This window comes from Rhodonellum psychrophilum GCM71 = DSM 17998 (assembly GCF_000381545.1).
GTDB classification, from domain to species: Bacteria; Bacteroidota; Bacteroidia; order Cytophagales; family Cyclobacteriaceae; genus Rhodonellum; species Rhodonellum psychrophilum.
This window is the reverse complement of sequence record NZ_KB906675.1, coordinates 228,779-254,910: the sequence shown is the minus strand read 5'-3', so window position 1 is coordinate 254,910 and position 26,132 is coordinate 228,779. Positions and strand designations below refer to the sequence as shown.

General features: G+C 40.7%; 24 protein-coding genes and 1 tRNA gene. 15 read left to right on the top strand and 10 right to left on the bottom strand.

Translation table 11 applies throughout. The features are described 5' to 3' along the window. Nucleotides 1-28: 28 nt before the first annotated feature. The 3 genes from F824_RS0107095 (at nt 29) to F824_RS0107080 (ending at nt 3,843) form a co-directional block, all read left to right on the top strand. Nucleotides 29-2,473: a TonB-dependent receptor gene (locus F824_RS0107095; RefSeq protein WP_019597174.1), complete on the top strand. Its 2,445-nt coding sequence runs from the start codon at nt 29-31 to the stop codon at nt 2,471-2,473. Nucleotides 2,474-2,639: 166 nt separating this feature from the next. Further along, the gene (locus tag F824_RS25630; RefSeq protein ID WP_033405145.1) at nt 2,640-3,128 is read left to right on the top strand and encodes a hypothetical protein; all 489 of its coding nucleotides are present in this window, start codon (nt 2,640-2,642) and stop codon (nt 3,126-3,128) included. Nucleotides 3,129-3,279: 151 nt separating this feature from the next. Then, nucleotides 3,280-3,843: a DUF3109 family protein gene (locus tag F824_RS0107080; RefSeq protein ID WP_019597171.1), complete on the top strand. Its 564-nt coding sequence runs from the start codon at nt 3,280-3,282 to the stop codon at nt 3,841-3,843. A gap of 897 nt (nt 3,844-4,740) precedes the next feature. Here F824_RS0107080 and F824_RS27445 read toward each other — a convergent pair. From F824_RS27445 to F824_RS0107050, 3 genes are all read right to left on the bottom strand, one after another. After that, entirely contained in the window at nt 4,741-4,902 is a 162-nt protein-coding gene (locus tag F824_RS27445; protein ID WP_019597168.1) for a lmo0937 family membrane protein, read from the bottom strand. An 81-nt stretch (nt 4,903-4,983) separates the two neighbouring features. Then, on the bottom strand, nt 4,984-5,400 hold the full coding sequence (locus F824_RS0107060) for a hypothetical protein (protein WP_019597167.1): 417 nt from the start codon (nt 5,398-5,400) through the stop codon (nt 4,984-4,986). Nucleotides 5,401-5,709: 309 nt separating this feature from the next. Further along, on the bottom strand, nt 5,710-6,165 hold the full coding sequence (locus tag F824_RS0107050) for a DUF1801 domain-containing protein (protein WP_019597165.1): 456 nt from the start codon (nt 6,163-6,165) through the stop codon (nt 5,710-5,712). A 410-nt stretch (nt 6,166-6,575) separates the two neighbouring features. Here F824_RS0107050 and F824_RS0107040 point away from each other — a divergent pair, with 410 nt between their 5' ends. From F824_RS0107040 to F824_RS25625, 7 genes are all read left to right on the top strand, one after another. Next, nucleotides 6,576-7,043: a YehS family protein gene (locus F824_RS0107040; RefSeq protein WP_019597163.1), complete on the top strand. Its 468-nt coding sequence runs from the start codon at nt 6,576-6,578 to the stop codon at nt 7,041-7,043. Nucleotides 7,044-7,267: 224 nt separating this feature from the next. Beyond that, complete coding sequence (locus F824_RS0107035) at nt 7,268-8,323, top strand: LacI family DNA-binding transcriptional regulator (RefSeq protein WP_033405187.1); 1,056 nt, start codon at nt 7,268-7,270, stop codon at nt 8,321-8,323. Between the two features lie 318 nt (nt 8,324-8,641). After that, nucleotides 8,642-11,752 carry a SusC/RagA family TonB-linked outer membrane protein gene (locus F824_RS0107030; RefSeq protein ID WP_019597161.1) on the top strand — a complete coding sequence of 1,037 codons (3,111 nt, stop codon included), beginning with the start codon at nt 8,642-8,644 and terminating at the stop codon, nt 11,750-11,752. A gap of 115 nt (nt 11,753-11,867) precedes the next feature. Beyond that, on the top strand, nt 11,868-13,352 hold the full coding sequence (locus F824_RS0107025) for a RagB/SusD family nutrient uptake outer membrane protein (protein ID WP_026333549.1): 1,485 nt from the start codon (nt 11,868-11,870) through the stop codon (nt 13,350-13,352). A 111-nt stretch (nt 13,353-13,463) separates the two neighbouring features. Beyond that, nucleotides 13,464-14,570: a glycoside hydrolase family 130 protein gene (locus F824_RS0107015; protein ID WP_019597158.1), complete on the top strand. Its 1,107-nt coding sequence runs from the start codon at nt 13,464-13,466 to the stop codon at nt 14,568-14,570. A gap of 56 nt (nt 14,571-14,626) precedes the next feature. Next, a complete protein-coding gene (locus F824_RS0107010; RefSeq protein WP_019597157.1) occupies nt 14,627-15,586 on the top strand; it encodes an ROK family protein in 960 nt (319 codons plus the stop codon). Nucleotides 15,587-15,995: 409 nt separating this feature from the next. Then, nucleotides 15,996-16,142: a lmo0937 family membrane protein gene (locus tag F824_RS25625; RefSeq protein WP_139189649.1), complete on the top strand. Its 147-nt coding sequence runs from the start codon at nt 15,996-15,998 to the stop codon at nt 16,140-16,142. Nucleotides 16,143-16,225: 83 nt separating this feature from the next. Here F824_RS25625 and F824_RS0107000 read toward each other — a convergent pair whose 3' ends face one another. The 4 genes from F824_RS0107000 to F824_RS0106990 are packed head-to-tail and all read right to left on the bottom strand — an operon-like array spanning nt 16,226 to nt 19,268. Then, a complete protein-coding gene (locus F824_RS0107000; protein WP_019597155.1) occupies nt 16,226-16,801 on the bottom strand; it encodes a YdeI/OmpD-associated family protein in 576 nt (191 codons plus the stop codon). After that, nucleotides 16,758-16,898: a FeoB-associated Cys-rich membrane protein gene (locus F824_RS28165; protein ID WP_081624981.1), complete on the bottom strand. Its 141-nt coding sequence runs from the start codon at nt 16,896-16,898 to the stop codon at nt 16,758-16,760. Before F824_RS28165 ends, F824_RS0107000 begins: the two co-directional genes overlap by 44 nt. Nucleotides 16,899-16,908: 10 nt before the next feature. Next, nucleotides 16,909-19,041 carry a ferrous iron transport protein B gene (feoB, locus tag F824_RS0106995; protein WP_019597154.1) on the bottom strand — a complete coding sequence of 711 codons (2,133 nt, stop codon included), beginning with the start codon at nt 19,039-19,041 and terminating at the stop codon, nt 16,909-16,911. Then, the gene (locus F824_RS0106990; protein ID WP_026333546.1) at nt 19,041-19,268 is read right to left on the bottom strand and encodes a FeoA family protein; all 228 of its coding nucleotides are present in this window, start codon (nt 19,266-19,268) and stop codon (nt 19,041-19,043) included. Before F824_RS0106990 ends, feoB begins: the two co-directional genes overlap by 1 nt. Nucleotides 19,269-19,600: 332 nt before the next feature. On the opposite strand from F824_RS0106990, the gene F824_RS0106985 reads away from it, so the two are divergent. The 3 genes from F824_RS0106985 to F824_RS0106975 all read left to right on the top strand — a co-directional run bounded on the left by F824_RS0106985 (nt 19,601) and on the right by F824_RS0106975 (nt 23,468). After that, nucleotides 19,601-21,292 (top strand): potassium channel family protein, encoded by a 1,692-nt coding sequence (locus tag F824_RS0106985; protein ID WP_019597152.1) that lies wholly within the window; start codon nt 19,601-19,603, stop codon nt 21,290-21,292. A 299-nt stretch (nt 21,293-21,591) separates the two neighbouring features. Next, on the top strand, nt 21,592-21,831 hold the full coding sequence (locus F824_RS0106980) for a hypothetical protein (RefSeq protein ID WP_019597151.1): 240 nt from the start codon (nt 21,592-21,594) through the stop codon (nt 21,829-21,831). Between the two features lie 392 nt (nt 21,832-22,223). Then, nucleotides 22,224-23,468, top strand: coding sequence for a helix-turn-helix domain-containing protein (locus tag F824_RS0106975; protein WP_019597150.1), 1,245 nt, complete (start codon nt 22,224-22,226; stop codon nt 23,466-23,468). Between the two features lie 124 nt (nt 23,469-23,592). On the opposite strand, the gene F824_RS28160 is transcribed toward F824_RS0106975, so the two are convergent. Both F824_RS28160 and F824_RS0106965 read right to left on the bottom strand, forming a co-directional pair. Beyond that, nucleotides 23,593-23,736 (bottom strand): GIY-YIG nuclease family protein, encoded by a 144-nt coding sequence (locus tag F824_RS28160; protein WP_019597149.1) that lies wholly within the window; start codon nt 23,734-23,736, stop codon nt 23,593-23,595. Nucleotides 23,737-23,773: 37 nt separating this feature from the next. After that, nucleotides 23,774-23,847, bottom strand: a tRNA-Ile gene (locus tag F824_RS0106965). 144 nt (nt 23,848-23,991) lie between these two features. On the opposite strand from F824_RS0106965, the gene F824_RS0106955 reads away from it, so the two are divergent. Beyond that, entirely contained in the window at nt 23,992-24,621 is a 630-nt protein-coding gene (locus F824_RS0106955) for an HAD family hydrolase (protein ID WP_019597148.1), read from the top strand. Further along, on the top strand, nt 24,614-25,729 hold the full coding sequence (locus F824_RS0106950) for a site-2 protease family protein (protein ID WP_019597147.1): 1,116 nt from the start codon (nt 24,614-24,616) through the stop codon (nt 25,727-25,729). Before F824_RS0106955 ends, F824_RS0106950 begins: the two co-directional genes overlap by 8 nt. A gap of 99 nt (nt 25,730-25,828) precedes the next feature. Here F824_RS0106950 and F824_RS0106945 read toward each other — a convergent pair whose 3' ends face one another. Next, nucleotides 25,829-26,131 (bottom strand): rhodanese-like domain-containing protein, encoded by a 303-nt coding sequence (locus F824_RS0106945; RefSeq protein WP_019597146.1) that lies wholly within the window; start codon nt 26,129-26,131, stop codon nt 25,829-25,831. Between the last annotated feature and the right edge of the window lies 1 nt (nt 26,132).

The following is a 26,132-nucleotide window of genomic DNA, read 5'->3' as shown; positions in this document are numbered from 1 at the left end:
AATCCAAATAACAATAATGGATTGTTGTATGAAATACATTTACACAGTGCTCTTGGCGGTGGTTTTGACTCCACTCATATTTACCAATTTCTCCCAGGCAACTGGGTTAATCTCCAATGAAAAAGAAGGAAAATCAGTTTCTATTTCCGGGAAAGTAACCTCCCTTGATGGTGAAACCATTCCTTTTGCCAATATTTTGGTGTTGGGGACAGTTAAAGGCACCTATACCAATTTGGATGGGTCTTTCCAGATTTTTGATCTCCCAGACGGGGATTATTCGATCAAAATTTCTGCCGTTGGTTTTAAAAGCTTTACAAAAGAAGTGAATGTGACATTGGGCCAATTGAATAAACTCGATTTGGTTTTTGAAGAAATCGGTGTAGAAATGCCACAAATCACCGTCATCGCAGATAAGGATAGGATTTTCAGTAGGGTTCCGGGATCAGTTTCCTATATAGATCAAAAAGAATTGAAAGCACTCAATCCGATTAGTGGAAATGAAGCGATCAGAAGATCCCCGGGAGTACATGTTGTGGATGAAGAAGGTGTGGGCATGCGGGTCAATATAGGGATCAGAGGTTTGGATCCAGACAGAAGCCGGTCCGTATTGGTGATGGAAGATGGAATTCCCGTTGCTTTAGCACCTTATGGAGAGCCTGAAATGTATTATTCTCCAGCCATTGATCGGATGACGGGAGTAGAAATTCTCAAAGGATCTGGACAGGTACTTTATGGTCCACAAACCATAGGTGGTGTGGTAAATTACATCACAGCCAATCCGCCACAAGAAGAAGAAGGAGCAGTCAAAATTCAAACAGGGCAGGGGGGATATTTTTCTGGAATGGTTTCCTATGGCAATACCTTTGGGAACACTGGAATTGCCGTAAATCTTTTGAAAAAACGCGCAGATCAAGTCGGTTACGTTGGATTTGACATCACCGATTTTAATACAAAATTACTATTTAACATCAACCCCAAATCAAGTTTGGGTGTAAAGCTTGGGATTTACAATGAAACTTCCGACGCTACCTACATTGGGTTGACTCAAACCATGTTCGATGCCGGAAATGAGGATTTCACAAGAATGGCTCCAAATGATCGCTTGGATGTCAGAAGATATTCTTTGAGCTTCAGCCACCAATATGATTTTAACAAGAATATCAGGTTGAAAACAACTGCATTTGGATATACGACCACCCGTAATTGGAACCGGCAGGATTTTACAAGAAACACCAATTCAAACAATCCGCCGGCCAACTGGACGGGCGTTACTTGGGGGGATACGGCTGTTCCCGGTGGAGCGGTTTTTATGAGAAATTCCACAGGAAACAGAGACAGGCAATTTGAGGTTGCAGGATTGGAACCTCGACTGGAGATCGATTACGACTTGTTTGGAGCCAAAAATGAATTGATCGTTGGTACCCGTTTTCTATATGAAAGAGCTTATGAGCAAAGAGTGAATGGTACCAAAGTGGGTGTTCAGAGTGGCAATTTGGTGGAGGATGAAATCCGAACAGGATATGCACTCAGTGGATATGTACAAAATAAAATCAATGTCACTGACAAATTATTGCTGAGCGCCGGGCTCCGGTTTGAAAACTTTGATTACGAAAGAGACATCAACAGGAGAAGCTTTCCGGGCATTGGGGTCAGGGATACAGTTTTGATGGCGGGAAATGCCATCACTGAAATCATTCCAGGTATTGGTTTCAACTACAAACCAACCCAAGTAATTAGCGTCTTTGGAGGAGCCCACAGGGGATTTGCGCCGCCAAGAGTGAAGGATGCCATTTCTAATGTAGGTGAAATATATCAGCTCGACGCTGAGAAAAGCTGGAACTATGAACTCGGATTACGCACGGATATCAACAATTGGATTTTTGTGGAAATGACCGGATTCTTCATGGATTTTTCAAACCAAATCATCCCGGTATCCGAATCCTCAGGTGGACTGGGGACGGGCTTGGTGAATGGAGGAGCGACAAACCACAAAGGAATTGAAGGTGCTGTTGTATTTGATTTGAGTAGGGTAATTGGAATGAAAAAAACCAAATTGATGTATGATTTCAATGCCGCCTACGTAAATGCAAGTTTTTCAGAGGATAGATTTCTCGAGGAGGTCAATATCTCCGGAAACAGAACGCCCTATGCTCCACAGTTTTTCATCAATTCTGCTTTTACTTTGGAAACCCAATCTGGTTTTGGGGCCAGGTTGAATGGGAATTTTGTAGCAAGTCAATTTACGGATGAATTGAATACGGTAGCATCTAGCTCTTCTGGAGAAATAGGACAGATCCCTTCTTATTTTGTAATGGATGCCGTTTTGAATTATAATGTTGCGAAATGGAACACCAATTTTAATCTTACAGTAAAAAACCTCACTGACGAAAGATACATATCCAATAGAAGGCCTCAAGGAATCAGACTTGGCCTACCGAGATTTGTGACTGCCGGTTTTGAATTCAGGTTTTAAAAAAAAAATACTCTGGTGACAAACAAAATTTAAACCTGCGGGTTAGATATTGGAAGGCTTAATGCTTTTCTTCATAGTGCTGGGTTGAACCGTTCCAAGAAATTGGAACGGTTCTTTTTTTGCCCAATCCAATTTTGGAAATACCCTCGTATATGCTTTAAAAAAAATGGAACGCACAAGAAATTTAAAACTGAATATTTTGCTTTTGACCTTAGTGTCGGGTCTTTTGTTTTTGGCTTGCTCGGATGATAAAAAGGAGATGGAGCCAATGCCTGTCATAGAGACGATCTCGGGAACAGTTGCATTCACCAATATTGGTGCCAGGGCATTTGTATTCACCGCAGTGACAGGCTCTGGAATCAGTACCGATCTCAACGTGGAAAATGCACCTCTAACATTGAAGATCGGAAACAGGTACCAGTTTATCAATAATGCAGGAGCAGGACATCCATTCCAGATCTTAGGCATTGGCAATACCATTTTGCTATCACAAAATAATGTTGAGGGGACTCTTGAAAAGGATAATCAGGTCAATTATCAGGTAGATGGAATGAACATCACTTTCACACTAACCCAGAATTTGGCCGACCAAATTGCTCCTTATATCTGCGGCAACCATTCTTCCATGTCCGGAAGAATAAATGCGGTAAATTAATACAAGGCTTGGATAATTTTTAAAAGGCCAAGATCCACGGATCTTGGCCTTTTTGGTGGTTTTTGGGTAAGCTGAAAAAAAGCAATTTTGTCAGGAGCCTAAATAACCTCCCACAATGATTATATTTGCGGTCGACTAGAAGAGGATTAAAATGATATTGGTAGGAAATGCTGTGATTAGTGATGACATCAAGGAACAGTTTTTTGTCTGTGACTTGGAAAAGTGCAAGGGTGCTTGTTGCGTTGAGGGAGATGCTGGTGCACCTCTAGAAGACGAGGAAACGAGGATCCTTGAAGAAATTTATCCCCAGATCAAAGACTATATCACGGAGGAAGGAAGGGCAGTGATCGAGAAACAAGGAACCTGGGTGTTTGACAAAGACGGAGATAAGGGAACGCCTACTATCGGTGAGAACAGGGAATGCGCATATGCTTTGTATGATGAAAGAGGAGTCTTAAAGTGTGGGATTGAGCAAGCATATTTAGATGGAAAAACCACTTTCAAAAAACCCATCAGTTGTCATCTTTATCCCATCAGGATCAATAAATATGATGAGTTTGAAGCCTTGAATTACGACAGATGGGATATATGCAGTGCCGCCTGCGTTCTGGGGGGCAAATTGGGTGTACCACTTTACATTTTCCTGAAAGATGCACTGATCCGTAAATTTGGAGAATCTTGGTACGGCGAATTGGTAAAGGAAATAGAAGGATAATAAAAAAAGAAAATTTGATTTTTATCCAATCCCAAACAGTTGGGCACAATGGCTTTTTGGCTAAAACCAAACAAAATCTTCTGATGAAATCAGAAGATTTTTCCTCGTGAGACAGGTTGGAATCAATTCTAAGGATTGTCGTAAGCCTCTTTGATCCAGTCAAATAATTCTTTGTCGGCGTATTTTGTTTTTGTCAACTGTACCTTATGGATGTAACCTGTCGGTAAGGTTTCTTTCCTTGAATTTCAAACCGAGGATGAGGCGGGTTTTGTAGCATGTTTTCGTAGGACGAGCTGTCTTTTTTGGAGTTGCGGTAGTTTCATTCCCGAATCATTGGATTTTTTGAAATCAATCTTCGGATTTCCATATACTATTGGACTTTATTGTATCACATCACACTGATCCAGTGTCCAAGTGAATGCCCGGCTTTCTGGAGAAGGATTTATTCCATATATAGAAGAGGAAATTTTGTGACCGAATTTATGGAAAATTTTACTCTTCGAACTGAATTGAACGGTTCAATTACAATTTAACCGGGGTCTTGCCTTACAAATCCCAATCCAACCTGAATTAATTGATAATCAGTTAATTGGTGCTGATTTTGACTTCACTATATCGGTTATAAGCCCAGTTCTCCAAATAGTCTGATTTTCTTGTAGTTTCAAGCCCATTTGGAAACCTAAAACACCTTTCAGATTTAAGGATGTTTGTTTTTTGGAATCGTGTACATACATCACATTATTCGCCTAAAAAATCTTGATCTACAGAATTAAGAAGGGAATTGGAGGGTTTTTTTAAAAAAAATCACGAATCGAAAAATACAGGTTGCGTGAATATCAATAGTATTTGCCAAAAGGAAGCTTATTTCCCTCTTGGTAAATACCATTGAGAATCCCATTAATTCCCTGAAGAACTGGTTCTTTTAATGACGGCAAACAAGATGGAGACTGCTGCGACTACCAATAGCAAATGAATGATAGCGCCAATGCTGTAAACAAAAAAACCAATTATCCAGCTGATGATGACGATCACAGCGATCAAATACAATAAAATTCTCATTATGAATGTGGTTAAGTTTTAAACAAGACTTCCTGCTGGATCTAATCCTGCAGGAAGTCTGGGTTTCCCAAATGTTAGGGGTTAATCTTTTTTCTTGAAATTATCTTTGATGTACTCGATTTCCTCAGAAGCTTGTTCTTCCAAAACTTCAAATTCTTTTTCAATTACTTCTTTTTGGTCTTCTGCAGCATCTCTGTACTGGGTAGCCTTATTTTCCATGGCTTGAAGTTTTGCGTCTAACTTTGCGGTAAGATTGTCAAATTCTTTTGCCATGGTGCCAGCCCTCAGATTCTTTTCGTTTTTCAATTCCATCAATTCTTTTTCCAGTTTTACTTTTTCCTGAATCAGATCTTCATAAGTAGTGGAAACCAAAGCAGACAAATTGGACTGGTCATTGGTCACGATGAGCGTGTCATCGTTGGTGGTGCCATTGTTTGATTGCTCGCAAGAAACGAGCGCAAACATTAGTGCGGCGCTTAAATAAATTATTTTTTTCATGATTTTGCTGGTTTGGATTGTTGTTTAACCAAATTTTAAAAAGAAATGTGATTCTGTAAATAAGCGAAATTCACCTATTTTGAATTGCAAATTACGACCATCTTGGCATGGTAATCCTTACACCTTTTTTTAAAAAATTGCATAATTCTATGGTGATGCATCTATTTACATCAATAATATTCTTAAAAAAAAATTATTGGTATTTTTCAATCCTTTTAAATAACGCAAAAAATGCCCAAGGAAGGCCTTTTTACTGTTCAAATTCACTGGGCTGCTTTTTATCTTTTCAAAATCAATCTTCCTGGATTTTCAAGGTTTCAATTTTGATTCATATAAATCGATCCAAGCCTGAACTGTCATTTTACCCGAAAGCTGCCCAATGAGTTCGTATGGGATCTGATCTGTTTTTTTGAATCGTATACAGCTTTTTCCCATGTCCAATTTGAGTTTGCTGTGTTTTGGATATTCCCCAACAAACCATTCCAATAAATTTGGATCCGCATAAATCCCCATGTGATAGACAGCGATAAACCTCTTTTGGGAGGCAATTCCCATAAAAGGGACAGGTAATTTTGGATCGCAATGGTAGCCAGCAGGGTAGAGAGAATGGGGGACTACAAACCCAATCATCCCGTAATTGAGCATTTCTTCAAAGCCTTCGGGAAGATTCGAAAGGATGGTCTCCCGAAGTTTTTTCATTGGAATTACTCTGTCCTCAGGGATTATGGAAAAGTATTCTTCGATGGAGCTGGCTTCAAATTGCATAGGCCTGGTTGCTTGTATAGTCAAATTTGGGAAATTATTTCAGAATTGCTATGCTGGAGAATTCATTATTTGCTTTATTGTTGTAAACCAAAAATTTTCAATAACATCCATGGAGCTTTCCCACTTTGAAATTTCAGTGTCATTGGATTTTCAATTGCGAAGAGAGCACCCAGTCCGGTTTTTATCCCTTTTCATTTTTTTCAAGTGAGATTAAAATTGAACAGGGTCAATTTATGGAGATAAGGGTGCTTAGATTATTTGTTTCTTGATTTTTTTCAAACAAAGGTTTGACTATCGGATTTAAACTTCCTGCTTTTTAATGATTTCAATATGCAAATCACACTTTCAAAACCAATCTTATGCCTTACATTAGCGTAAGATTAGTATATGGAGTTAAAAATAAACGCATCATGACCAACAATGACATCATCCGAAGTATTCGGTACACTTTCGATTTCAGCGATTCCACAATGATTGAAATCTTCGGCTTGGCTGAATTCCCTGTTACCAGGGCTCAGGTCAGTGATTGGTTAAAAAGTGATGAAGACCCCGAGCACCAAAGCCTTCACGATAAACAGTTGTCGATCTTCCTAAATGGACTGATCAACTACAAGCGTGGCAAAAAGGAGGGTGAACAGCCAGTCGCAGAGAAAAATCTAAACAACAATATTATTTTTAGAAAACTGAAAATCGCATTGAACTTAAAAGATGATGAGGTTTTAGACATTCTTGATTCGGTGGATATGCGCATCAGCAAACACGAGTTGAGTGCTTTTTTTCGCAAACCGGAACAAAGCCAATACAGGCAATGCAAGGATCAAATCTTACGGAATTTTCTTCACGGCATGAAGTTAAAATATAGGGAAAATCAAGATTAACATGAATCCAATAAACGCTTTAAATTCAAGGACACCTTTGATTACAAGTCTGTTTTCAGAAATTAATCCCTTCGGAATCTACTTAGTTTTTGGAATTTTTGCGTTTTTGAAATTGGGTGGGCTTAATAAATTCAATTGATTTGTCTGGTCTTCTTTGCGCATGCCAATTTGATTCAATCCTCAACCAAGTATCAGAGCATACAAAGTCTGCCAAAAATCCCAAAATGAAGAAAGACCAGTCGAAAATATCGATCAAAGATGTTGCAAGGGAATTGGGACTTTCCATTACGACTATCTCTTTTATCATCAACAATAAGGCAAAAAACCGGATCAGTGATGAGGTCATCAAGAAGGTAGAGGATTACATCGAAAAAGTGGGCTACAAACCCAATGCTTCTGCTCAAAGTCTGAGAACCGGGAAATCCAATACCATCGTGTTTATGGCAGAGGATATATCAGATCCCTTTTTTTCAACCATTGCCAAGGAAATGGAAGACTTGGCCTTCAACAATGGATACAAAATCATTTATTGCAGCACGGAGAACAAGAAAGAAAGAGCCTTGGAATTGCTTTCCACATTCAAGGACAGACAAATAGATGCCTTCATCATTACACCACCGGAGGACTTTGAGGATGAAATCAATGCACTGATCGCCGAAAATAGAAAAATAGTGCTTTTTGACAGGCATTATAATGACCCGAATCACAATTATGTGGTTCTTGACAATTACAACAGTTGTGGAAAGGCGGTAAAGTCTTTGTTGGAGGAGGGGTTTGAAAATATAGCATTTGTGGGATTGGAATCCAATCTTTCACCCATGAAGGAAAGGCTGGAAGGCTATATGGATGCAGTCAAAAACAATCAAAAGCATCCAATTTCACTTCTAATTAAATTTGACGAGGTTAAGTCCGCAAAGGGAAAACAGGTTTTTGAGAATTTATTGAAGGAGCACCCAAACATTGATGCAATTTTGTTTTCGACCAATAGTTTGGCAATAACAGGGCTGCGGGTGCTGCGGGAAGTGGGAAAAAGACTACCTGAAGATATTGGCGTGATTACTTTTGATGACAGGGAATTGTTTGAACTCCATTCGCCCCCGATCAGTGTGGTTTCCCAACCTGTTTCTGAACTGGCAGAGGAGCTTATAAAAGGCACTTTGAATTTGCTCAAATCAAGATCCAAAAGCCCTAAATTGTTTCAGGTCAGCCTTCCAGGGAAATTGATACTCAGGAAATCCTCTATGTTGGAGTCGGGTGCTGCATCTGGGAAAACCAAATAGGCGGGGAGTTTTAGTGGAGTACATTTTTATTTTTCTCAAAGTTGTAATTATTTTTTCCATGACTTTGATGTTTGTAATAGACTGATTTTTAGTTTAATATGTCGGTTTTGATTGTTCTCCTTTTCATTTTCATTTCCAGAAATGGATATGGGTTATTTGGATTTCAGGAATATTAATTCTTCCTTTGAATCAAGTAAAACGTTTTACTAAACCCAAATCTGCACACCACTTTCAGTAGGTGTTTTTATTTGCCTTTTTAGTAAAACGTTTTACTTAAGCAATCCACACCAAAACAATTTACCCAAACTATGAAATGATATGATACTTTCAAGAACAAGAAAACTCAGAAATCCCCTCTTGTTGGCTTCGCTCTTCTTGATGTTAGGACAGGGTCCCATCAATGCAGAACCACTTGCTTTACAGATACAGGACCGATCGACACAAGGCGTAACGCTTAAAGGAAAAGTAACGGGTGAAACGGACAATCTTCCCATCCCGGGAGTTTCTGTTCTGGTAAAAGGAACCACCAATGGAACTGTCACTGACATTGACGGCAACTTTTTCCTATCCGTAAATGCAGCAAATCCAATTTTGGTTTTTTCGTATATCGGATATACAAGCAAGGAAGTAAATGCTTCCAATCAGGAGGTATTCAATATCAGCCTTTCGGAGAATGTTTCGGAATTGGGGGAAATGGTTGTCATGGGGTACAGGTCCCAAAAAGGAGCCACGATTTCAGGCGCAATTGCTCCTGTGGATGTATCTGCATTGGAATCCAGAAGAGTACCAATCGTCACTCAAGCTTTGCAAGGACAAGTAGCAGGCGTTCAGGTAACGCAGAGTACCGGCGCACCAGGGGACGAGATTGAAATCAGAATCAGGGGAAACGGAACCATTGGAAACAACAATCCTCTTTATATCATTGACGGAATTCCGAGCAGAGAGATTTCGTTTTTGAATCCCGCGGACATTGAATCAATGACAGTGCTGAAGGATGCTGCAGCTTCCTCCATTTATGGTTCCAGGGCTTCTGCCGGAGTGGTAGTCATCACGACCAAAAGAGGAAAAGAAGGTCAGGGACTTCAAGTGAATTATTTCGGAGGAATCCAGAAGGTGAGAAATCTCCCAACAATGCTCAATGCTTCCCAATACATGAACAAAGTGGAGGAAGCTTGGAACAATGCCGGTTATTCAGGAACGAATCCCTATACTGCGGATAAAAACCGGACCGATTTGTCGGACACAAACTGGCTGGGTGAACTTTTTGAAGTGGGTAAAACGCACAATCTCCAATTATCGACCCAAGGAGGGAATGACAAAACCACTTACTTGATTTCCGGTGGATATTATGGACAGGACGGTATTGTCGTATCCAAAAACGACAAATTCCAAAGGTTGAATTTCAGAACCAATGTCACTTCAAAAGTGAATGACCGCGTTACCATTGGTGCTAACATGCAGGTTTCTTATACGCTGCAGGATCGGATTTCATCAAGCGGAGATGCTCCGGGAATCATCAGGCATGCATTTTTGAGACCTCCAGTGCTTTCGGTTTTTAAGGATCCTTCTGATCCGACCTATACCGAAAACAGCCCCTACACCGATCTTCCTTTTTACAGAGGTCCAAACGACTACGAAAGTGGGAAATATGAATTCAGTCAAAACCCAATTGCCTTGGCCAATTTCACAGATGATAAATTGGAAAGGTTCAAAACCTTCGGGAACATTTTCGGAGAGTATAATATACTGAAGGATAAATCCTTAAAATTCAGGACCAATTTGGGTGCTGATATCAATTTTCTACACAACAAAGCTTTCAACACCAATTATGGTGATGATGATGGAGGAGGAGCCTCAGTTGATAGGGGTTTGGGAAGACAAAACAGACCCAATGGATTGTCTGAAATGCGTGGGCAGGATGTGACCATCACCTGGAACAATACCTTGAGCTACGACAAAACCTTTGGAAATCACTTCATCAGCGGTCTTTTGGGATCGGAATTCATCAACAATTCCTCATCAACAATGAACGCCTCCAGACAGCGATTTGATTTTACATCACCCAACTTCAGGTACCTTGATTTTGGAGGAACTGAATTGGATCTGTGGAATGGCGGTTTGGGTGAAGAATGGGCGCTCTTTTCCTTTTTTGGATCGGCTACCTATGTCAACAGCGACAAATACATGGTGACTGCGAACCTAAGGGCGGATGCTTCTTCGAGATTTGCCGAAAACAACAAATGGGGGTATTTTCCCTCCGTTTCCGCAGGTTGGTTGATTTCCGAGGAGGACTTTATAAAAAATAGCGACAAGATCTCCGAACTCAAATTGAGAGGGAGTTGGGGACAGTTGGGAAACCAAGAAATTCCAAATTATGCCTATCTCACTTTGTTTCGAAGGGATGCAGACAGGTATTTGATTTCCCGTTATGGAAATCCTGATCTCAAATGGGAAACTACTACCCAATCCAATATTGGTTTGGATCTGGGAATGTTCAGGAACAAATTGTTTTTGAGTTTGGATTATTTCCAAAAAGTCACTTCGGACATTTTGTTGCCGATCTCACTTCCACAACTTGTGGGGGATGTGTCCGCCACCTTCCTGAATGCTGGCCAGGTCACAAACAGAGGTTTCGAAATGTCACTTTCTTACAGAAATAATGACAATCCATTCAAATATTTCATCAATGGAAATTTGACTTCCCTGAAAAACACTGTGGATATGCTGCATCCAAACCTTCCTTATATAGTGGGGAATGTGACCAGGGTTCAGGCAGGCCATCCACTGAATGCGTACTATGGTTTTCTTCAAGAAGGCATTTACCAAAACCAGGAAGAAATCAACAATCACCTCACCGGTACGCCAAACCCAGCCCAAAAACCAGGTGATATCAAGTTCAAGGATTTGGATGGCAACGGGATCATCAATGACAACGATCGGGACTTTATCGGAAACCCAAATCCAAGGCTGGCTTTCGGGATGAATTTTGGAGGGAGTTTTAAATCTTTTGACATCAGCGTTCTCTTTCAGGGGGTGTCAGGTGTGGAAAGATACAATGACCTCAAGAAAATCATCGATTATGATACCAGACCATTCAATTACACTGACAGGGTTTTGAACAGCTGGAATGGAGAAGGATCCACCAATACAATTCCAAGGGTAAGCTTCACGGACAATGGAAGCAGTAGGGTCTCCGATATTTTTGTGGAGGATGCATCTTATCTAAGACTTAAAAATCTGGAGATTGGTTATAGCCTTTCGGCCAATAAAATCAAGGGTTTGGGGAATTTAAGGATTTATATGTCCGGCCAAAACCTGCTGACATTCACCAAATATTCAGGGTTGGACCCTGAGTCGACAAATCTGATTGATATGGGTACCTATCCACAATCGATGACATTGTTGATGGGTGTAAACGCTTCATTTTAAGGGAACAATTTAACAATCCAAAAAAAACCAGGAATATTCCTTGAAGGCCCAAGACCAAATAGAAAGCTTCTTTCAAAGTCCGGCTTCCAATATTCCAATCCAAAAAATAGCTGTTATGAAAAACATACTCAAAATTTTCTTTGTCGCTTCCATCGGTTCCATGATGGGTTGCGAATCCTATATGGAGAAAGAACCCATAGGATTGATTACTCCAGATCAGATCAATACCGACCTAACGGTGCAATCCTTGACTTCTTCGGTGAATGCCACTTACCAACTGCTCTCCAATACTTTGAATGTCATCGGTCAATGGGATTGGACTGGTGGAAGGGTTTTGCGAAACGATTTCGTTGTTTATGACATCGCGTCTGGGGACATGATGAAAAAATGGAATCCGGATGGAGACCAAGCCTGGATGGATGAAGTGGCTTCCTTCAATTTCACCTCCATCAATGGCGCCTTCAATGGAGTTTGGAGTTACAACTACGAAGGGATTTCCAGAGCCAACTTGGCGATAAAAAGCCTTGAAAGCCAGGATTTAACAGGGTTGAATATGTCCCAAGAATTGAAAGACAGATTGCTTGGAGAAGCATATTTCCTGAGGGCCTTTTATTATTTTGATTTGGTCAATAATTTTGGAGACATCCCATTGTTAACCAAGCCCTTGGAAAATTTTTCTCAGGCGTATGAGGTTGCCGTAAGGGCGCCAAAAGCGGATGCGTTTGCATTGATCAAAGCGGATCTTGAAAAATCCCTAGGGTTCTTGCCTGTCAGGAAATATGCCAATGATGCAGAACCTTGGAGGATTTCCATTGGCGCAGTAAAAGCCATGCAGGCCAAAGTGGCGCTTTTCCAGCAAGATTGGGTGGCCACATTGGGTTTTATCAACCAACTGGAGGCTTATGGTTTTTACCAATTGAACCCTAAATATTTTGATGCATTTGATGCTTCAAAAAAATTCCAGGAACAAGAAGTGATCCTGGCTTATGACCACAGAGAAGCCCAGAATCCTGGAAGGGGAAATGGTCTGGCGGCACTGACTGGCTGGGGATTTGTTGCTCCTTCGGAGAATTTCTTGCAGGCTTTCGAGCCAAACGATCCAAGATTGGCTTATACGGTGGAAGTGGAAGCGCGCCAGGTCCATAAAATATTGGGATCCACCGATGGTGCCTTTCGAGGTAATGATGACTCCCCGGGCAACAAGATTTATATCCGATATGCCGATGTCCTCCTTTGGAAAGCAGAAGCATTGATCCAAACCGGAGATATCACGGGTGGTTTGGTGCTGATCGACAAAATTAGGGAAAGAGCCAGAACAAGCCCTCAAATTGATGGAAGTGCTGTTCCTGCAGATGCACTTCCAGCCTACTCCGGAAAGAGCCTGACCAAGAATCAGGCGATCGAAGCCCTTATCCATGAAAGAAGAGTAGAGTTGGGATTTGAATCCCATAGATTCAATGATCTTAAAAGATGGGGAATAGCCAAAGAAGTTTTGACGGCCTTGGGGAAAAATTTCCAGGACCATCATTATCTGTATCCCGTTCCACAAGGGGAAATCGACAGATCCGGTGCCCAAATCACACAAAATCCGGGATATTGATCCATTGAATCTCCCCAACCTGTTCGATCAAATCAAGGGAATTTTCATATATTCCCTTGATTTTTATACAGGTCAAAACCTTAAATTTTACAATCAAAAATACTATATCCCATGCTACGCCAAATTACATTCATTGCTTCCCTCATTCTCACTGTTTCTTCTTCGGTCTTTGCCCAGGAAAAACCGTGGATGATGGGGCCTTTTACAAGAGGAATCGATCCAAAACCAATTATCGAACCCATTACCAATACTTCTTTCAAGGATCCAATGACCGGAAAAAAAGTCAAATGGGAATCCATGGCAACTTTTAATCCAGCCGCGGTGATTAAAAATGACACCATTCAGCTTTTTTATAGGGCTGAGGAAAAATTAGGCGAACAAGAGATTGGGGGACATACTTCCAGATTGGGCTTGGCAACCTCTGTAGATGGGATTAATTTTGACCGAAAAAAACAACCCGTCTTTTATCCAGACCATGACAATCAAAAGGAATTCGAGTGGACCGGTGGAACCGAAGACCCTAGAATCGTGGAAACCGAAGACGGAACCTATGTGCTGACCTATACTCAGTGGAATCGGGAATACCCAAGATTGGCGGTAGCCACTTCCAGGGATCTGAAAAATTGGACCAAATATGGTCCAATCTTCAAAACTTGGAAAGACGGAAAATACCATAATTTGGAAACCAAGTCTGGTGCCATTGTCACGGAATTAAAGGACGGGAAATTGATAGCTGCCAAAATTCACGGTAAATATTGGATGTATTATGGCGTCCCTCATATTTGGTTGGCCAGCTCCACGGATTTGATCAACTGGGAACCTGTTGAAACCCATGAGGGAAATCTGGCTCCGGTTTTGAGCCCAAGACCTGGATATTTCGATTCTTGGTTGGTGGAGGCCGGACCTCCTCCTGTGGTGACTGAAGACGGAATCGTCGTGCTTTATAATGCAGGAAATTCCAATGCAATCGGTGTTAAGGAATTGGGCAACAGAATCTATACAGGTGGACAAGCCTTATTTGATCTTGAAGAACCTTGGAAATTGAAGGACCGATCAGAACATCCTTTTATCAAACCGGAATTACCCTTTGAAAAATCCGGACAATATGTGGACGGTACCACTTTCATCGAAGGCTTGGTATTCAAAAAAGATACCTGGTTTCTGTATTACGGAACAGCCGACAGTAGGGTAGGTGTGGTGACTTGGACCGATAAGTAACGGGGAAGTTTAAGTTTTCCGAATTTTTCATTTAATTTGAGTTAAGAGTTATCCGTATGAATGATTTTGATAAATACAATCTCTGGGGGATTGATTTGGGAGGTACTAAAATTGAAGGGATTGTCCTGAAATCTTTCCAAGAACCCAAATCCTTATTGCGGCTGAGGGTACCCACTGAAGCGCATTTGGGATATGAGCATATTTTGCATCAAGTCAAAATACTGGTCGATCAAATGGAAGCCAAAGTCGGATTCCGACCCGAAATCATTGGAGTGGGAACTCCCGGAGTGTACATTCCCCATCAGGGCCAAATGAAGAACTGCAATGCCACGGTAGTCAATGGACGGGATTTGAAAAAGGATTTGGAGAAAATTTTGAGAATGCCTTTGGTCCTTGCCAATGATGCGAATTGCTTTGCTTTGGCCGAAACCAAACTTGGGGTGGTAGCCGACAAATATCCAGATGCCGAGGTCGTATTTGGAATTATTTTGGGTACCGGAGTGGGAGGAGGATTGGTGGTCAATGGAAAAGTGATCCAAGGAAAACATGGGATAGGAGGGGAGTGGGGACACAATTACCTATATCCCGGAGAAGGTAAAATCTGTTATTGCGGAAAACAAGGCTGTAACGAACAGATTCTTTCAGGACCGGCCCTTGAAGCATATTATACCCAACAGTCCGGAAATCAAATTTCTTTACAGAAAATTTACGAAAATCATCTAAAGGGTACAGATCCTATTGCTTCGCAAACAATCGAAAGACTCTTGACAGGATTTGCAAAGGCCCTGAGCGTTGTTGTCAATATCGTGGATCCGGATGTCATTGTCATGGGGGGAGGAGTAAGCAATATTGACAGCCTCTACACAGAAACTTACGGCATTCTGAAAGAAATGATTTTCAATCATGAATTCGAAACACCACTTGTCAAAGCCCAGTTGGGGGATAGTGCAGGTGTTTTTGGAGCGGCTTTATTGGCGAACCTTCCAAATTCCATTAAAATTATGCATCCTGCCTGAAACCATATCAATTTAAGGAAGGCCAATTTTATTAGGTTTTTAAAGAACAAAGCCATATCTCCAAGATCAAGGGATTGATCTTAAAATCCTTGATAACTGGAAATATGGCTTAAATCTGTGTTCTGCATTACCATTTCTATTCCAGTCTGAAATTGATAATCACAGTTAATTAAAATCTTGAAAGGAGTTCGTAATGCCTCAAACGGGTTAAAAGTCTGTTTACAAAAAAAATGAATTTTGGTTGGTTATTTGAAAAAGACAACTGATATTGAAACTAATTATATAAAAAGATCGTGTTTAAAGTTATTTACTGGAAATCCTTCAGCTCTTGGAGGATTTTCAGCTATTTTAATTGAATTCGGATTTTGAATCTGGAATTTGGAATATTTTCAACTTAAAATTTTATCGCATGAGATCATTATTGTATTTGATTGCTGTCATTGTCATCATTGGATGGATTATAGGATTCTTTGTTTATAGCATTGGTGCCATCATTCATTTCCTTTTGGTAGTTGCGGCTATATCCATTCTATTGGCAGTGATCAGAAGAGCTTAGCTATTCTAGACACATTGAATTCAGAGGTTTCACCAAAGGTTTTCGCCAAAGAATCGATTTTAAATTCCTTTTCAAAGTGAATTTTATCTATTCTGTTGATTGTAAAGCTTGATTTTCTCATTGAGCAATTTGAAATCCAATTTGCCCTTCACTTCTTTGAGGTGATGGAAAATTGCCAATGCTTTGTTGAGTCTGCTGTTGCTGGTCTTTAATTTCGAAACAAGGTAGACCAAACTCCTTTGTTTGCCTTTGGTCAGTGCTCTAAAGTGGAAATTGCCTTCATCATCCTGATCCAACAAAACCTGGAATTCCTCAGGCATTTCATGTCCATATTCGGAAAGGTCCTTCACCAGACTGATCTTGATAATTTGGTCATTCATCAGATTTAATTCTTCCCGATGTTGTTTGTTCACGAGAACAAACCAATAGCTTTCTGATTTCATCAATGCGGCTTGGAAGCTGACCTGATCATTGATTTTACAGATTATCCGCTTGTTGTCTCCTTCTATGAGCCTCAGGGCAATGGCATCTGGCACTGGAAAATGATATTGCCAGAGATTGGAATCGAACTTTTGAAGAGAAGTGCTGAATATTTCCATCGTCGGATATGCCAAGTCAGGAGGCTTTTTTTGGCCCACATTTACTGCAACCGCAGCCATCTGCTTGAACTTGGTTTTTGGACTTGAAAAAGGTCTTGTACACCCAAAAGAAGACCACTGCCGAGAAGAGACTGAATACAATGATTTCCTGCCACATAATAGTATTGTTAAGATAGGAGTTGATACGTAATCAATGCTGCAAAATAAGCCAAGCCGGTCATGAAGACGGTTTGGATAACTGGCCATTTCCAGCTTTTCGTTTCCCTATACACCACCGCCAATGTACTCATACACTGCATCGCAAAAGCATAGAAGACCATGAGGGAGAAAACGGTGGCTGTATTGAAGATTGGCGCTCCAGTGATGGGGTCTGTTTCCTGGGCCAGTTTTTCCCGGATGGTCAACTCATTGTCCACATCTCCACCGATGCTGTAAATGGTGGCAATGGTGGAAACAAAGACTTCCCTCGCGGCAAAGGAGGTGATCAAAGCAATGCCGATTTTCCAGTCATATCCCAAAGGCCTAATGACAGGTTCGATGGTTTTACCCAAGATACCAATATAGGAAGCCTCCAGTTTTTTGGAAGCAAAGTTGTTTTCGGATTCCAAAAGCGCCTCACCTTCCAAACCCTGAATGGCTACCTCCCTTTCGGTATCCAATTGTGCCATTCTTTCTGAAGGTCCATAAGAGGCCAAGACCCAGAGAATAATAGAAATGGCCATGATCACTTTTCCAGCTTCGACCACAAATGTTTTTGACTTGGAATACATGGTGATCAAGACATCTTTCCATCCTGGAATCCTGTAAATGGGCAATTCTATAATCAAGTAACTCTTCTCTTTGGTTTTGAGGATTTTGTTCAGGATCCAAGCGGAAGCCAACACGGCCACTATCCCCAAAATATACATGGAGAGCAGGGTGAGGGCCTGAAGGTTGACAAAACCATAATTTTCATTCGGCATAGCCAATCCAATCAAAATAATATAAACCGGCAATCTTGCCGAGCAACTCATAAAAGGAGTCACCAAAATCGTGATCAAACGCTCTTTGGAATTGCTGATATTTCTCGTTGCCATGATGCCAGGGATAGCGCAGGCCACTCCTGAAACCAAGGGAACCACACTTTTGCCATGAAGTCCAAAAGGTCTCATCAGCCGGTCCATCAAAAAAACAACCCGGGACATGTAGCCAGTCCCTTCCAAAATGGCCAGAAATCCGAAAAGTAAGGCAATCTGCGGAATGAAAATCATGATGCCCCCGATGCCGGGAACAATGCCCTCCGCCAATAGAGAAGTGATGGCTCCAGCTGGCAAATGCTCAGTAAGCCATTGACTGATGTTGGCAAACAAGCCATCGATCAAATCCATGGGAAATTCCGCCCAGGAAAATACAGCTTGGAAAATCACCAACATGATCCCCAAAAAAACCGCATAGCCACCGATTTGGTGGATCAATATCTTGTCCAGGGTACGGGTGAGGTTTTTGGACTCAATGGGTTTTTTGAGGGTAGCCTTCTCAAGGACTTTGGAAATAAGGCCGAATCTCATTTCGGTTTCTTGTATTTGGGCTTTTGCCAAGTTAAAATCATGGGCGATGACCAAGGCCTCGAGCCAATCTTTCTGTTCTTTTTTTAAGATTGATTCCTGTTCTTGAAAACCCAAGAGTTGAAATGCCTGATAGGAGGTTTTGAGTCCGAATTTTGATTGGATGGCATTGGATAACGTCTCTGAAAGGATGTCGTCCATTTTGATGAATCCCGGTGCTTCGAGGAAATTTTCGGTATAAAGCAGGTCTTTTATCTCCTCGATGCCTTTTGGTTTTCTGGCGTCCGTCAGCAAAATCGGAATGCCCAAGGATTTGAAAAGTGAAAACGCCTTGATTTCAATCCCATTTTTTTCTGCCAAATCCACCATATTGATCACCAAAGCCATTGGGATTCCCAAATCCATGATTTGAGAACAAAGCAAAAGTCCCCTTTCCAAGTTGGACGCATCAGCAATCACCATCGCGTAATCGGGATGTTCACTTTGATCGTAGCTGTTGAGCACCCGATGTGCGATGACCTCATCTTCAGAATTTGGATGCAGGCTGTAAGTGCCAGGCAAATCGATTAGACTGAATTTTTTGTCTTTGATCTCACAACTGCCAACCGTTTTGTCCACGGTGACGCCAGGATAATTTCCTATTTTTTGCTTGAGGCCTGTGAGTTGATTAAAAATAGTGGATTTGCCGACATTGGGATTGCCCACGATGGCCACTTCAATGGTTTTAGTCTGGAGGATGGCTTGAGATGATCCCATTATTTTTTTATTAAATCGATTTCGATCGCAGCAGCTTCTGAAACCCTGATTGCGACGATGTTGTTTTCAATCTGAAAAGCGATGGGACCACCCCAAATTGCACTGTTGAGAAATTCAATGGTCTTGCCAGGTCGAATTCCCATTTCCATTAGGGTCAACTTGGTTTCAGCATCTCCTATCGCTTTCACGATGCCGATATTGCCTTTTTTCATTGAATCTGCGGTCATTTTTGGATGGGATATATTTGACAACTCAGCGGGTTTATATTGAATCCTGAAAATTTTTAAGCAATTACCTTGGTGGGAATTGTTTTATTTAGATCAATTATCAATAAGCCAAATTTACAAAATCAAGTCAATATAAAAGGTTTTTGGAGGGAGAAATATTGGTAAAAATTTAAAGTGATATAAGCGCTTTGATAAAAGAGTTTTTGGTTTTACTTTTCTTATATCTTTTGAAAATGCAGAATTGGGATGATCTTTGATTTATAGCGAAATCAAAAGCCAATGGCCATGCAGGCTTGCTTTTCATTTGTGATACCAATTCTTAAAATTAGCCAATGAAATTTCTCTCAGCTGAACTCACCATTTTTCTTCAGAACAAACCCGGCCGTCGGAATCTTAAACTACTTTTTAGATTTTTATTGGTTTTAATGGTCATGATCTTGGTGTTTACTCTGATTTTCCATTTGTTGATGTTGAGAGAAGGACGTGTTTTTTCTTGGACAACAGGGTTTTATTGGACGCTGACCGTGATGTCCACGCTGGGTTTTGGAGACATTACATTTCACAGTGATTTGGGTCGGTTTTTTACCGTCATCGTTCTTTTATCCGGAATGGTTTTTCTTTTGATTCTTTTTCCCTTTACGTTTATCAACTTCTTTTATTCCCCTTGGATGAAAGCCCAGGAACAGGCCCAAGTGCCAAGGGAGTTGCCAAAGGATACCAAAGGTCACGTGGTGCTCACACGATACGGCGCAGTGACAGAGGCATTGATTAAAAAATTGAATCGATTCCAATATGCCTACGTCGTACTCGTGTCGGACCTGGCAGAGGGTTTGAGGCTTAGGGAGTTAGGGGTAAATGTGATGTTGGGGGATTTGGATGATCCGGAAACCTACCGTAGAGGACGGGTGGAGAATGCAGCCTTGGTGGCCACTACGGAAACAGATGTAATCAACACCAACGTGGCCTTCACTGTAAGGGGAATCAGCAAAGATGTACCCATCATCTCCACCTGTAATTTTGAAGCGTCTGTAGATATCCTCAAACTGGCAGGAAGCAACCATGTGCTGCAACTGGGAGAAATCATGGGTGTTTTCCTATCCAGACGGGCAAGTGGAGGAGATGCCAGTGCCCAGGTTATTGGTCGATTCGGTGACTTGCTCATTGCAGAGGCTACAGTGGCGGGTTCTAGTTTGGTAGGGCAAACACTACGGGAAACCAAACTTCGCGAGCAGATTGGTGTCAGCGTGGTAGGCGTTTGGGAAAGAGGTAAATTTCAATCAGCACAACCTGATACCAGAATTACCCAAACTACGGTGATTGTACTTGCGGGCACCGAAGCACAAATAGAAATTTATAATTCGAAATTCCATGTAGAAGCCATCATGAGTGCGCCCGTGGTGATTTTGGGAGGAGGACGTGTTGGGCGCGCCACCGGCCGTGCATTGGCCGCCAGGAATTTGGATTATCGGATTGTGGAAAAAGATCCACTTCGGGTAAAAGGAGACAAGAGAACCATTATCGGGGATGCTGCAGAACTCGAAGTGCTCAAAGAAGCCGGTATAGAGGATTCACCTTGTGTGATCATTACGACGCATGATGATGATGTCAATGTTTATCTTACCATTTATTGCAGGTTGTTAAGGCCGGATATCCAGATTATTACCCGATCTACTTTGGAGAGGAACATTGGTACAATACACAGGGCCGGTTCGGATTTCGTCATGTCCTATGCCTCCATGGGGGCCAATACGATTCTCAATCTTCTCCAGCGAAGTGATATTTTAATGGTCGCCGAAGGCTTGGATCTGATAAAGGTGAAGGTGCCAAAACAATTGGCGGGCCATACCATTGCGGATTCTTCCATCAGAAAAGAGACCGGCTGTACCGTGATCGCCGTCAAAATAGAGGATTCCATGAATATCAATCCAGAACCTTCACTGGTATTGCCCGAAGATGGAGAAATTATATTGATAGGAACAGTGGAGTCAGAAAACAGATTTTTCAAAACCTATGGCGGAAATTGAATTCTAAAAGTCAAAGTTAAACATCATTTTGTGCTTTTTTTCGATATCAGAATTTTTAACCATGTAGTGTCTGATGTGTAAAATCCAATGTCACAAATGGTGCTTTGCTGCAGCCGAGTCCAGTAAATACAATAATGGAAGCATCTGTAAAATAGAAAATTGCTTGCGGGCTCCTTTGGTTTGCCAAGGCTCCCTTTTTATTGAATTTATGTAAAAGCCATGCTTTTGAGCATTGGAAATTTGATTTCAATAGGATTAATGTTTAATATATTGACTTATAAATGTCAATTAAATAAACAATGGAGAATTTACCCAGAATCATAGCAGAGCTGAAGGAAATGGAGAAAAGGATAGACGCCAAGCTTGATTCGATTTTACTTCAAAATCCAAATCCTTTTCCCTTTGAGAGAATCAAAAAAGGAAAGAGATTGAAATGTTTTTGCAGGGCAAGCCGTCTGTTGATCGAAGCGGATTGGGTGGATGACGCCCGGATTTTGTTGGAGGAAATGGAGAAGGAAGGCTTGAAATGGAGGCAATGAAAATCCCGAATTCAATCATGGCTTAAGGATCTTTTCCGGGCTACCTATTTTGAGCCTAAAAAAATAGTGGTTTTAGTGTCAAATTCATTTAAATCTCGATCACGTGATATCCTATTCAGCCGCTATGGATGTTATTATGGAAAAGGACAAGAAAGGTCAAACAATTTGAAATCAAGATAACCATGGGTTTCATTTTCTGAAGGGGTCCAAATAACCCTAAAGATAAATGGATTGTGGGTGGTGGTTAAATGGGCATCCTGTCAAATCCACTCTTCTTTATTTGTTATTCACGTTTTTTGCGGTTTTTTGTAGGAATTGGCTTTTGATTTATTTTCATAATCCTTAAATTTCAGGGATTTTAAAACTATTTCACCCGAATTTAAACTTTTTACATGAAATTTGGACTACTCTTCATCATAATGATTTTGTCAGCAGCTGTCATTAACAGCTTGATATTGATCATTAAAAGAGAGGAAGGTATTAGAAATAGTCTAATGCTTGATACTTCATTGTTTTTTTATAATCTGCCATTGCTGGCCTATTTTCTTTGGTTTGAGGCAGGTTTTATTGTGGAAGCTCCCCATTTGCTTAGGGTATTGAGTCCAGTCATTTATTTATGCGCTCCGTTTTTTTACTTTTTCATCAGGAATTCTCTTTTCAATACCACAGGATTCAGGAAATTGGATTGGATTCATTTTCTCCCTGCCTTGTTTCATTTATTGGAACTCATCCCTTTTTTTATGCAATCCTATGAAGTAAAACTTTCAATTGCAGAGACTTTGGTTTCGGATCCCACACTTTTGAATGTTCTGCCAAGTGGTCTTATTCCGATCAGTTTTCATTATTCTTTTAGAATATTTTTGCAGACTGTCTATTTTGTTTATGCAGTATATCTGGTTTATACAATTAGACCTGACCTTTTAAGGGGATTCAAAAGAAATCTGAAACAAAGTTGGTTGGTAATTGTATTGTTTTTCATGGGATGGGTGGTGGTTTTTCAATTGATTTTTTCAGTATTGGATGTTTTGAAAAAGCTTGAATTGATGGATTTATCCAATGTAAATATGACGATGCGTCTCCTTTCCTTGGTTGGGATTTTATTGCTTAACGTATTCATAAATTTCAAGCCAATGTTTTTGGTGAGAAATGCATATCCGGAGTTCGGCAAACCACGAAGGAAAATCAAGAATTTTGGAAAGAAAGCGCATCTTCCAACCGAGTTGGAAGATGCGGGGCCTATTTCTACTATTGAGGCTGACAAACCTCTTTTGGAGGAATATAATGAAAGCTTGAAAGGCAAAATAATCCATCTTTTGGAGCAAGGGTTGGTCATTAATGAAAAGGGAATGACCCTCATGCTTTTTTCAATTAAGCTGGGAATTCCGCCCAAATTGGTTTCACAAGAAATAAACAAGGAATTTGGCAAGGGATTCAATGAGCTCTTGAACCAATACAGAATCAAATTTGCCATAGAAAAAATTGAACATGGATACCTGGATGATTTTACCGTAGAGGCACTCGGCGAACTTTCAGGTTTCAATTCCAGGACTACATTTTTTAATGCCTTCAAGAAAGAAATCGGTTGCAGTCCCAAAGAATTTTGGAAACGCTACCAACATTCTTTGGGTCAACAATGATTTTTTTGGTTGATAAACAGTGAGTTTGATTCTGTTTCAAGAGTCAAACAATCCGGATTTAGGCCATTTAGTTAACTTTTCCTTCCAATGTTCTCATGGTACAACCAATTTTACACACCAGTTTTTAAGAATCAAATACCGATACTATGCCCCCATACTTCTTGTTGATGTGGTTTTCTATTCTTTTTTGTACAGCTAATGTGGTCACTCCTGTATAGAAGCGATCCAATTGGGTTGAAAAGAGGATATAAAGGAAAAAATGTCCCATAAACAAAAAATGCCACCAAAAGAGGTGGCATCAAAAGTGGGCCCACTTGGAATCGAACCAAGCACCTACTGATTATGAGTCAGTTGCTCTAACCGAATGAGCTATAGGCCCAATTATTTTAAATTTCAAGACCTTTTCTCCCGATCACTATTGGGTAAGCCATGGGCAGGAATTGAAACATGAAATTCAAGGCCAAACCTTGCATTTCGGATTGCAATGTTACATATTTGGTTTTAATTATACAACTTGCGCACAATGAAAAAACTCGAAAACATCGATTTTTTGATCTTCGATTTGGGGAATGTCATTATTGATATTGATTATGCATTTACTATCAATACGTTAAAAAATCTACTTACCGATGATAAGCACATATTGACGAATAGTTTTTTTCCAGCCAAATTTCACAAAGACTTTGAAAAGGGCTTGATCAGTGCAGAAGAATTTCGAAATGCAGTAAGAAATCATTTTCAGGAGGATTGGAGCGATGCGTTAATCGATGAGCTATGGAACAGCTTGCTCAAACACATTCCCATGGAAAGAATCGAACTGATCAAGGAACTGGGTAAGGATTTTGGGCTTGCCGTCCTGAGCAATACCAACAGTATACATGTTGACAAACTGGATCAAATCCTCTTGGAGGATACTGGTGAGGCTTCCCTGAATGTCCTTTTCGACAGGGTGTTTTTCAGTCACGAAATGGGGTTGTCGAAACCCGACGAGGAAATTTATAAATCCGTTATCCAGGAACTTGGGGTTCAACCTGAAAGAACCCTGTTTTTTGATGATCTTTTGGAGAACTTAAATGGGGCCAAAAAAGTTGGGTTACAAACTTTCCATATCAATCACGACAAAGCCCTAATTCGTTTTTTTCAGGATGTATAGTAAAAAAGAATATCTTAGACACGGAATACTGTTTATTGTTACCTTGATCGCGACCACCCTTGCTGGTGGGGAATGGCTTTTTGGAAAATCGATTCTTGGAAAAGACGATGGGTTCCTTACCTGGGAATACTTCTTGAAATCACTTCATTTTTCGATTCCCTTTATCGGTATCTTGTTTATCCATGAAATGGGACATTTGCTCACCTCGATCAAGCATCGTGTGAAGTCGTCCTTGCCTTATTTTATCCCTGCTTGGTTGGGTTTTTTGGGTGTGCCATCTCTAGGAACCTTTGGCGCCATCATCCGAATGAAAGGTTTTATCAATAGCCGGAAAAAATTCTTTGATATAGGGGTTGCAGGTCCTATTGCGGGATTCGTGATCGCCTTTGCTGTATTGGTTTATGGATTTACACATTTGCCTGAGGCGGATTACATCTATGAAATCCATCCAGAATACCTTGATCCAGATTTTGAGGGACACACTGCAGAAGAAGGATATGTCACACTGGAAATGGGCTATAACCTTTTGTTTTATGGAATGGAAAAGATACTTGCGGATCCCGAAAGGATGCCCAACATGTCAGAAATCATCCATTATCCCTATATTTTTGCCGGTTATCTGGCCCTTTTTTTTACCGCACTCAATCTGCTGCCCATTGGGCAACTGGATGGGGGACATGTGATTTTTGGTTTGTTCCCAAGGATTCATAAAAACATATCATTGGCCTTCTATACTGCCTTTTTGTTTTATGCAGGGCTGGGCATTATCAATCCCTATCATGAGTTCAGTAGTCTTATCATTGCATTACCACTCTATATTGGCTTTCTGTTTATCTGTTTTCAGAAGGCTGGACTGCCATTACAGATGAGGTGGGCAATTGTATTGGTATTGGCCACAGTACAATATTTACTGGCATTCTATTTCCCTACTATCGAAGGATACAGTGGTTGGCTCTTCTTTGGGTTTTTGATGGGAAGGGTGATGGGCATCGTCCATCCAGAAGTCAGTGGTCTCAAGGAGCTGGATAGAAAGAGAAAAATAATTGGTTGGATCGCTATTTTGATTTTTATCCTTTGTTTTACCCCACAACCCTTTATGACTGGTTAATAAACCAAAGAAGAGGACTCAATAGCCCTCTTCTTTGTTGTTTGCAAGTGGTCATTATTTCAGAGTGTTAGGATTGTATCATCGATCAATCCTTTCCAATTATTCCTCCAAGTTTCTGTAAGCAATTATTCCTCCAAGTACATTTCTAACTTTGTAGTAGCCCTTGGTTTCCAAGAACTTCTTGGCATTTCCACTTCTAGCTCCTGAGCGACAGTGTACGATGATTTCTTCCCCTTTGTGTTTTTCGATTTCTGACAGCTGATGGGGTAAAGTACTCAATGGGATATTCAATGCACCAAGATTATCCTCTTCGTATTCCCATTCTTCTCGAACGTCGATAAAAGGAAATATTTCGTTTTTATCCAAGCGTTCTTTTAATTCTTCTACGGTTATATCTTCCATT

Bases quoted from the DNA above. Each gene is read 5' to 3' on its own strand.
- F824_RS0107080 (WP_019597171.1), top strand. From the start codon at position 3,280: ATGATATTGGTAGGAAATGCTGTGATTAGTGATGACATCAAGGAACAG.
- F824_RS0107000 (WP_019597155.1), bottom strand. From the start codon at position 16,801: ATGGCTGCGGTTGCAGTAAATGTGGGCCAAAAAAAGCCTCCTGACTTG.
- F824_RS0106990 (WP_026333546.1), bottom strand. From the start codon at position 19,268: ATGACCGCAGATTCAATGAAAAAAGGCAATATCGGCATCGTGAAAGCG.
- F824_RS0106980 (WP_019597151.1), top strand. From the start codon at position 21,592: ATGGAGAATTTACCCAGAATCATAGCAGAGCTGAAGGAAATGGAGAAA.
- F824_RS0107025 (WP_026333549.1), top strand. From the start codon at position 11,868: ATGAAAAACATACTCAAAATTTTCTTTGTCGCTTCCATCGGTTCCATG.
- F824_RS0106975 (WP_019597150.1), top strand. From the start codon at position 22,224: ATGAAATTTGGACTACTCTTCATCATAATGATTTTGTCAGCAGCTGTC.
- F824_RS25625 (WP_139189649.1), top strand. From the start codon at position 15,996: ATGAGATCATTATTGTATTTGATTGCTGTCATTGTCATCATTGGATGG.
- F824_RS25630 (WP_033405145.1), top strand. From the start codon at position 2,640: ATGGAACGCACAAGAAATTTAAAACTGAATATTTTGCTTTTGACCTTA.
- feoB (WP_019597154.1), bottom strand. From the start codon at position 19,041: ATGGGATCATCTCAAGCCATCCTCCAGACTAAAACCATTGAAGTGGCC.
- F824_RS0107050 (WP_019597165.1), bottom strand. From the start codon at position 6,165: ATGCAATTTGAAGCCAGCTCCATCGAAGAATACTTTTCCATAATCCCT.
- F824_RS0107030 (WP_019597161.1), top strand. From the start codon at position 8,642: ATGATACTTTCAAGAACAAGAAAACTCAGAAATCCCCTCTTGTTGGCT.
- F824_RS0107060 (WP_019597167.1), bottom strand. From the start codon at position 5,400: ATGAAAAAAATAATTTATTTAAGCGCCGCACTAATGTTTGCGCTCGTT.
- F824_RS0106955 (WP_019597148.1), top strand. From the start codon at position 23,992: ATGAAAAAACTCGAAAACATCGATTTTTTGATCTTCGATTTGGGGAAT.
- F824_RS0107035 (WP_033405187.1), top strand. From the start codon at position 7,268: ATGAAGAAAGACCAGTCGAAAATATCGATCAAAGATGTTGCAAGGGAA.
- F824_RS27445 (WP_019597168.1), bottom strand. From the start codon at position 4,902: ATGAGAATTTTATTGTATTTGATCGCTGTGATCGTCATCATCAGCTGG.
- F824_RS28160 (WP_019597149.1), bottom strand. From the start codon at position 23,736: ATGGGACATTTTTTCCTTTATATCCTCTTTTCAACCCAATTGGATCGC.
- F824_RS0106945 (WP_019597146.1), bottom strand. From the start codon at position 26,131: ATGGAAGATATAACCGTAGAAGAATTAAAAGAACGCTTGGATAAAAAC.
- F824_RS0106950 (WP_019597147.1), top strand. From the start codon at position 24,614: ATGTATAGTAAAAAAGAATATCTTAGACACGGAATACTGTTTATTGTT.
- F824_RS0107040 (WP_019597163.1), top strand. From the start codon at position 6,576: ATGACCAACAATGACATCATCCGAAGTATTCGGTACACTTTCGATTTC.
- F824_RS0106985 (WP_019597152.1), top strand. From the start codon at position 19,601: ATGAAATTTCTCTCAGCTGAACTCACCATTTTTCTTCAGAACAAACCC.
- F824_RS0107010 (WP_019597157.1), top strand. From the start codon at position 14,627: ATGAATGATTTTGATAAATACAATCTCTGGGGGATTGATTTGGGAGGT.
- F824_RS28165 (WP_081624981.1), bottom strand. From the start codon at position 16,898: ATGTGGCAGGAAATCATTGTATTCAGTCTCTTCTCGGCAGTGGTCTTC.
- F824_RS0107015 (WP_019597158.1), top strand. From the start codon at position 13,464: ATGCTACGCCAAATTACATTCATTGCTTCCCTCATTCTCACTGTTTCT.
- F824_RS0107095 (WP_019597174.1), top strand. From the start codon at position 29: ATGAAATACATTTACACAGTGCTCTTGGCGGTGGTTTTGACTCCACTC.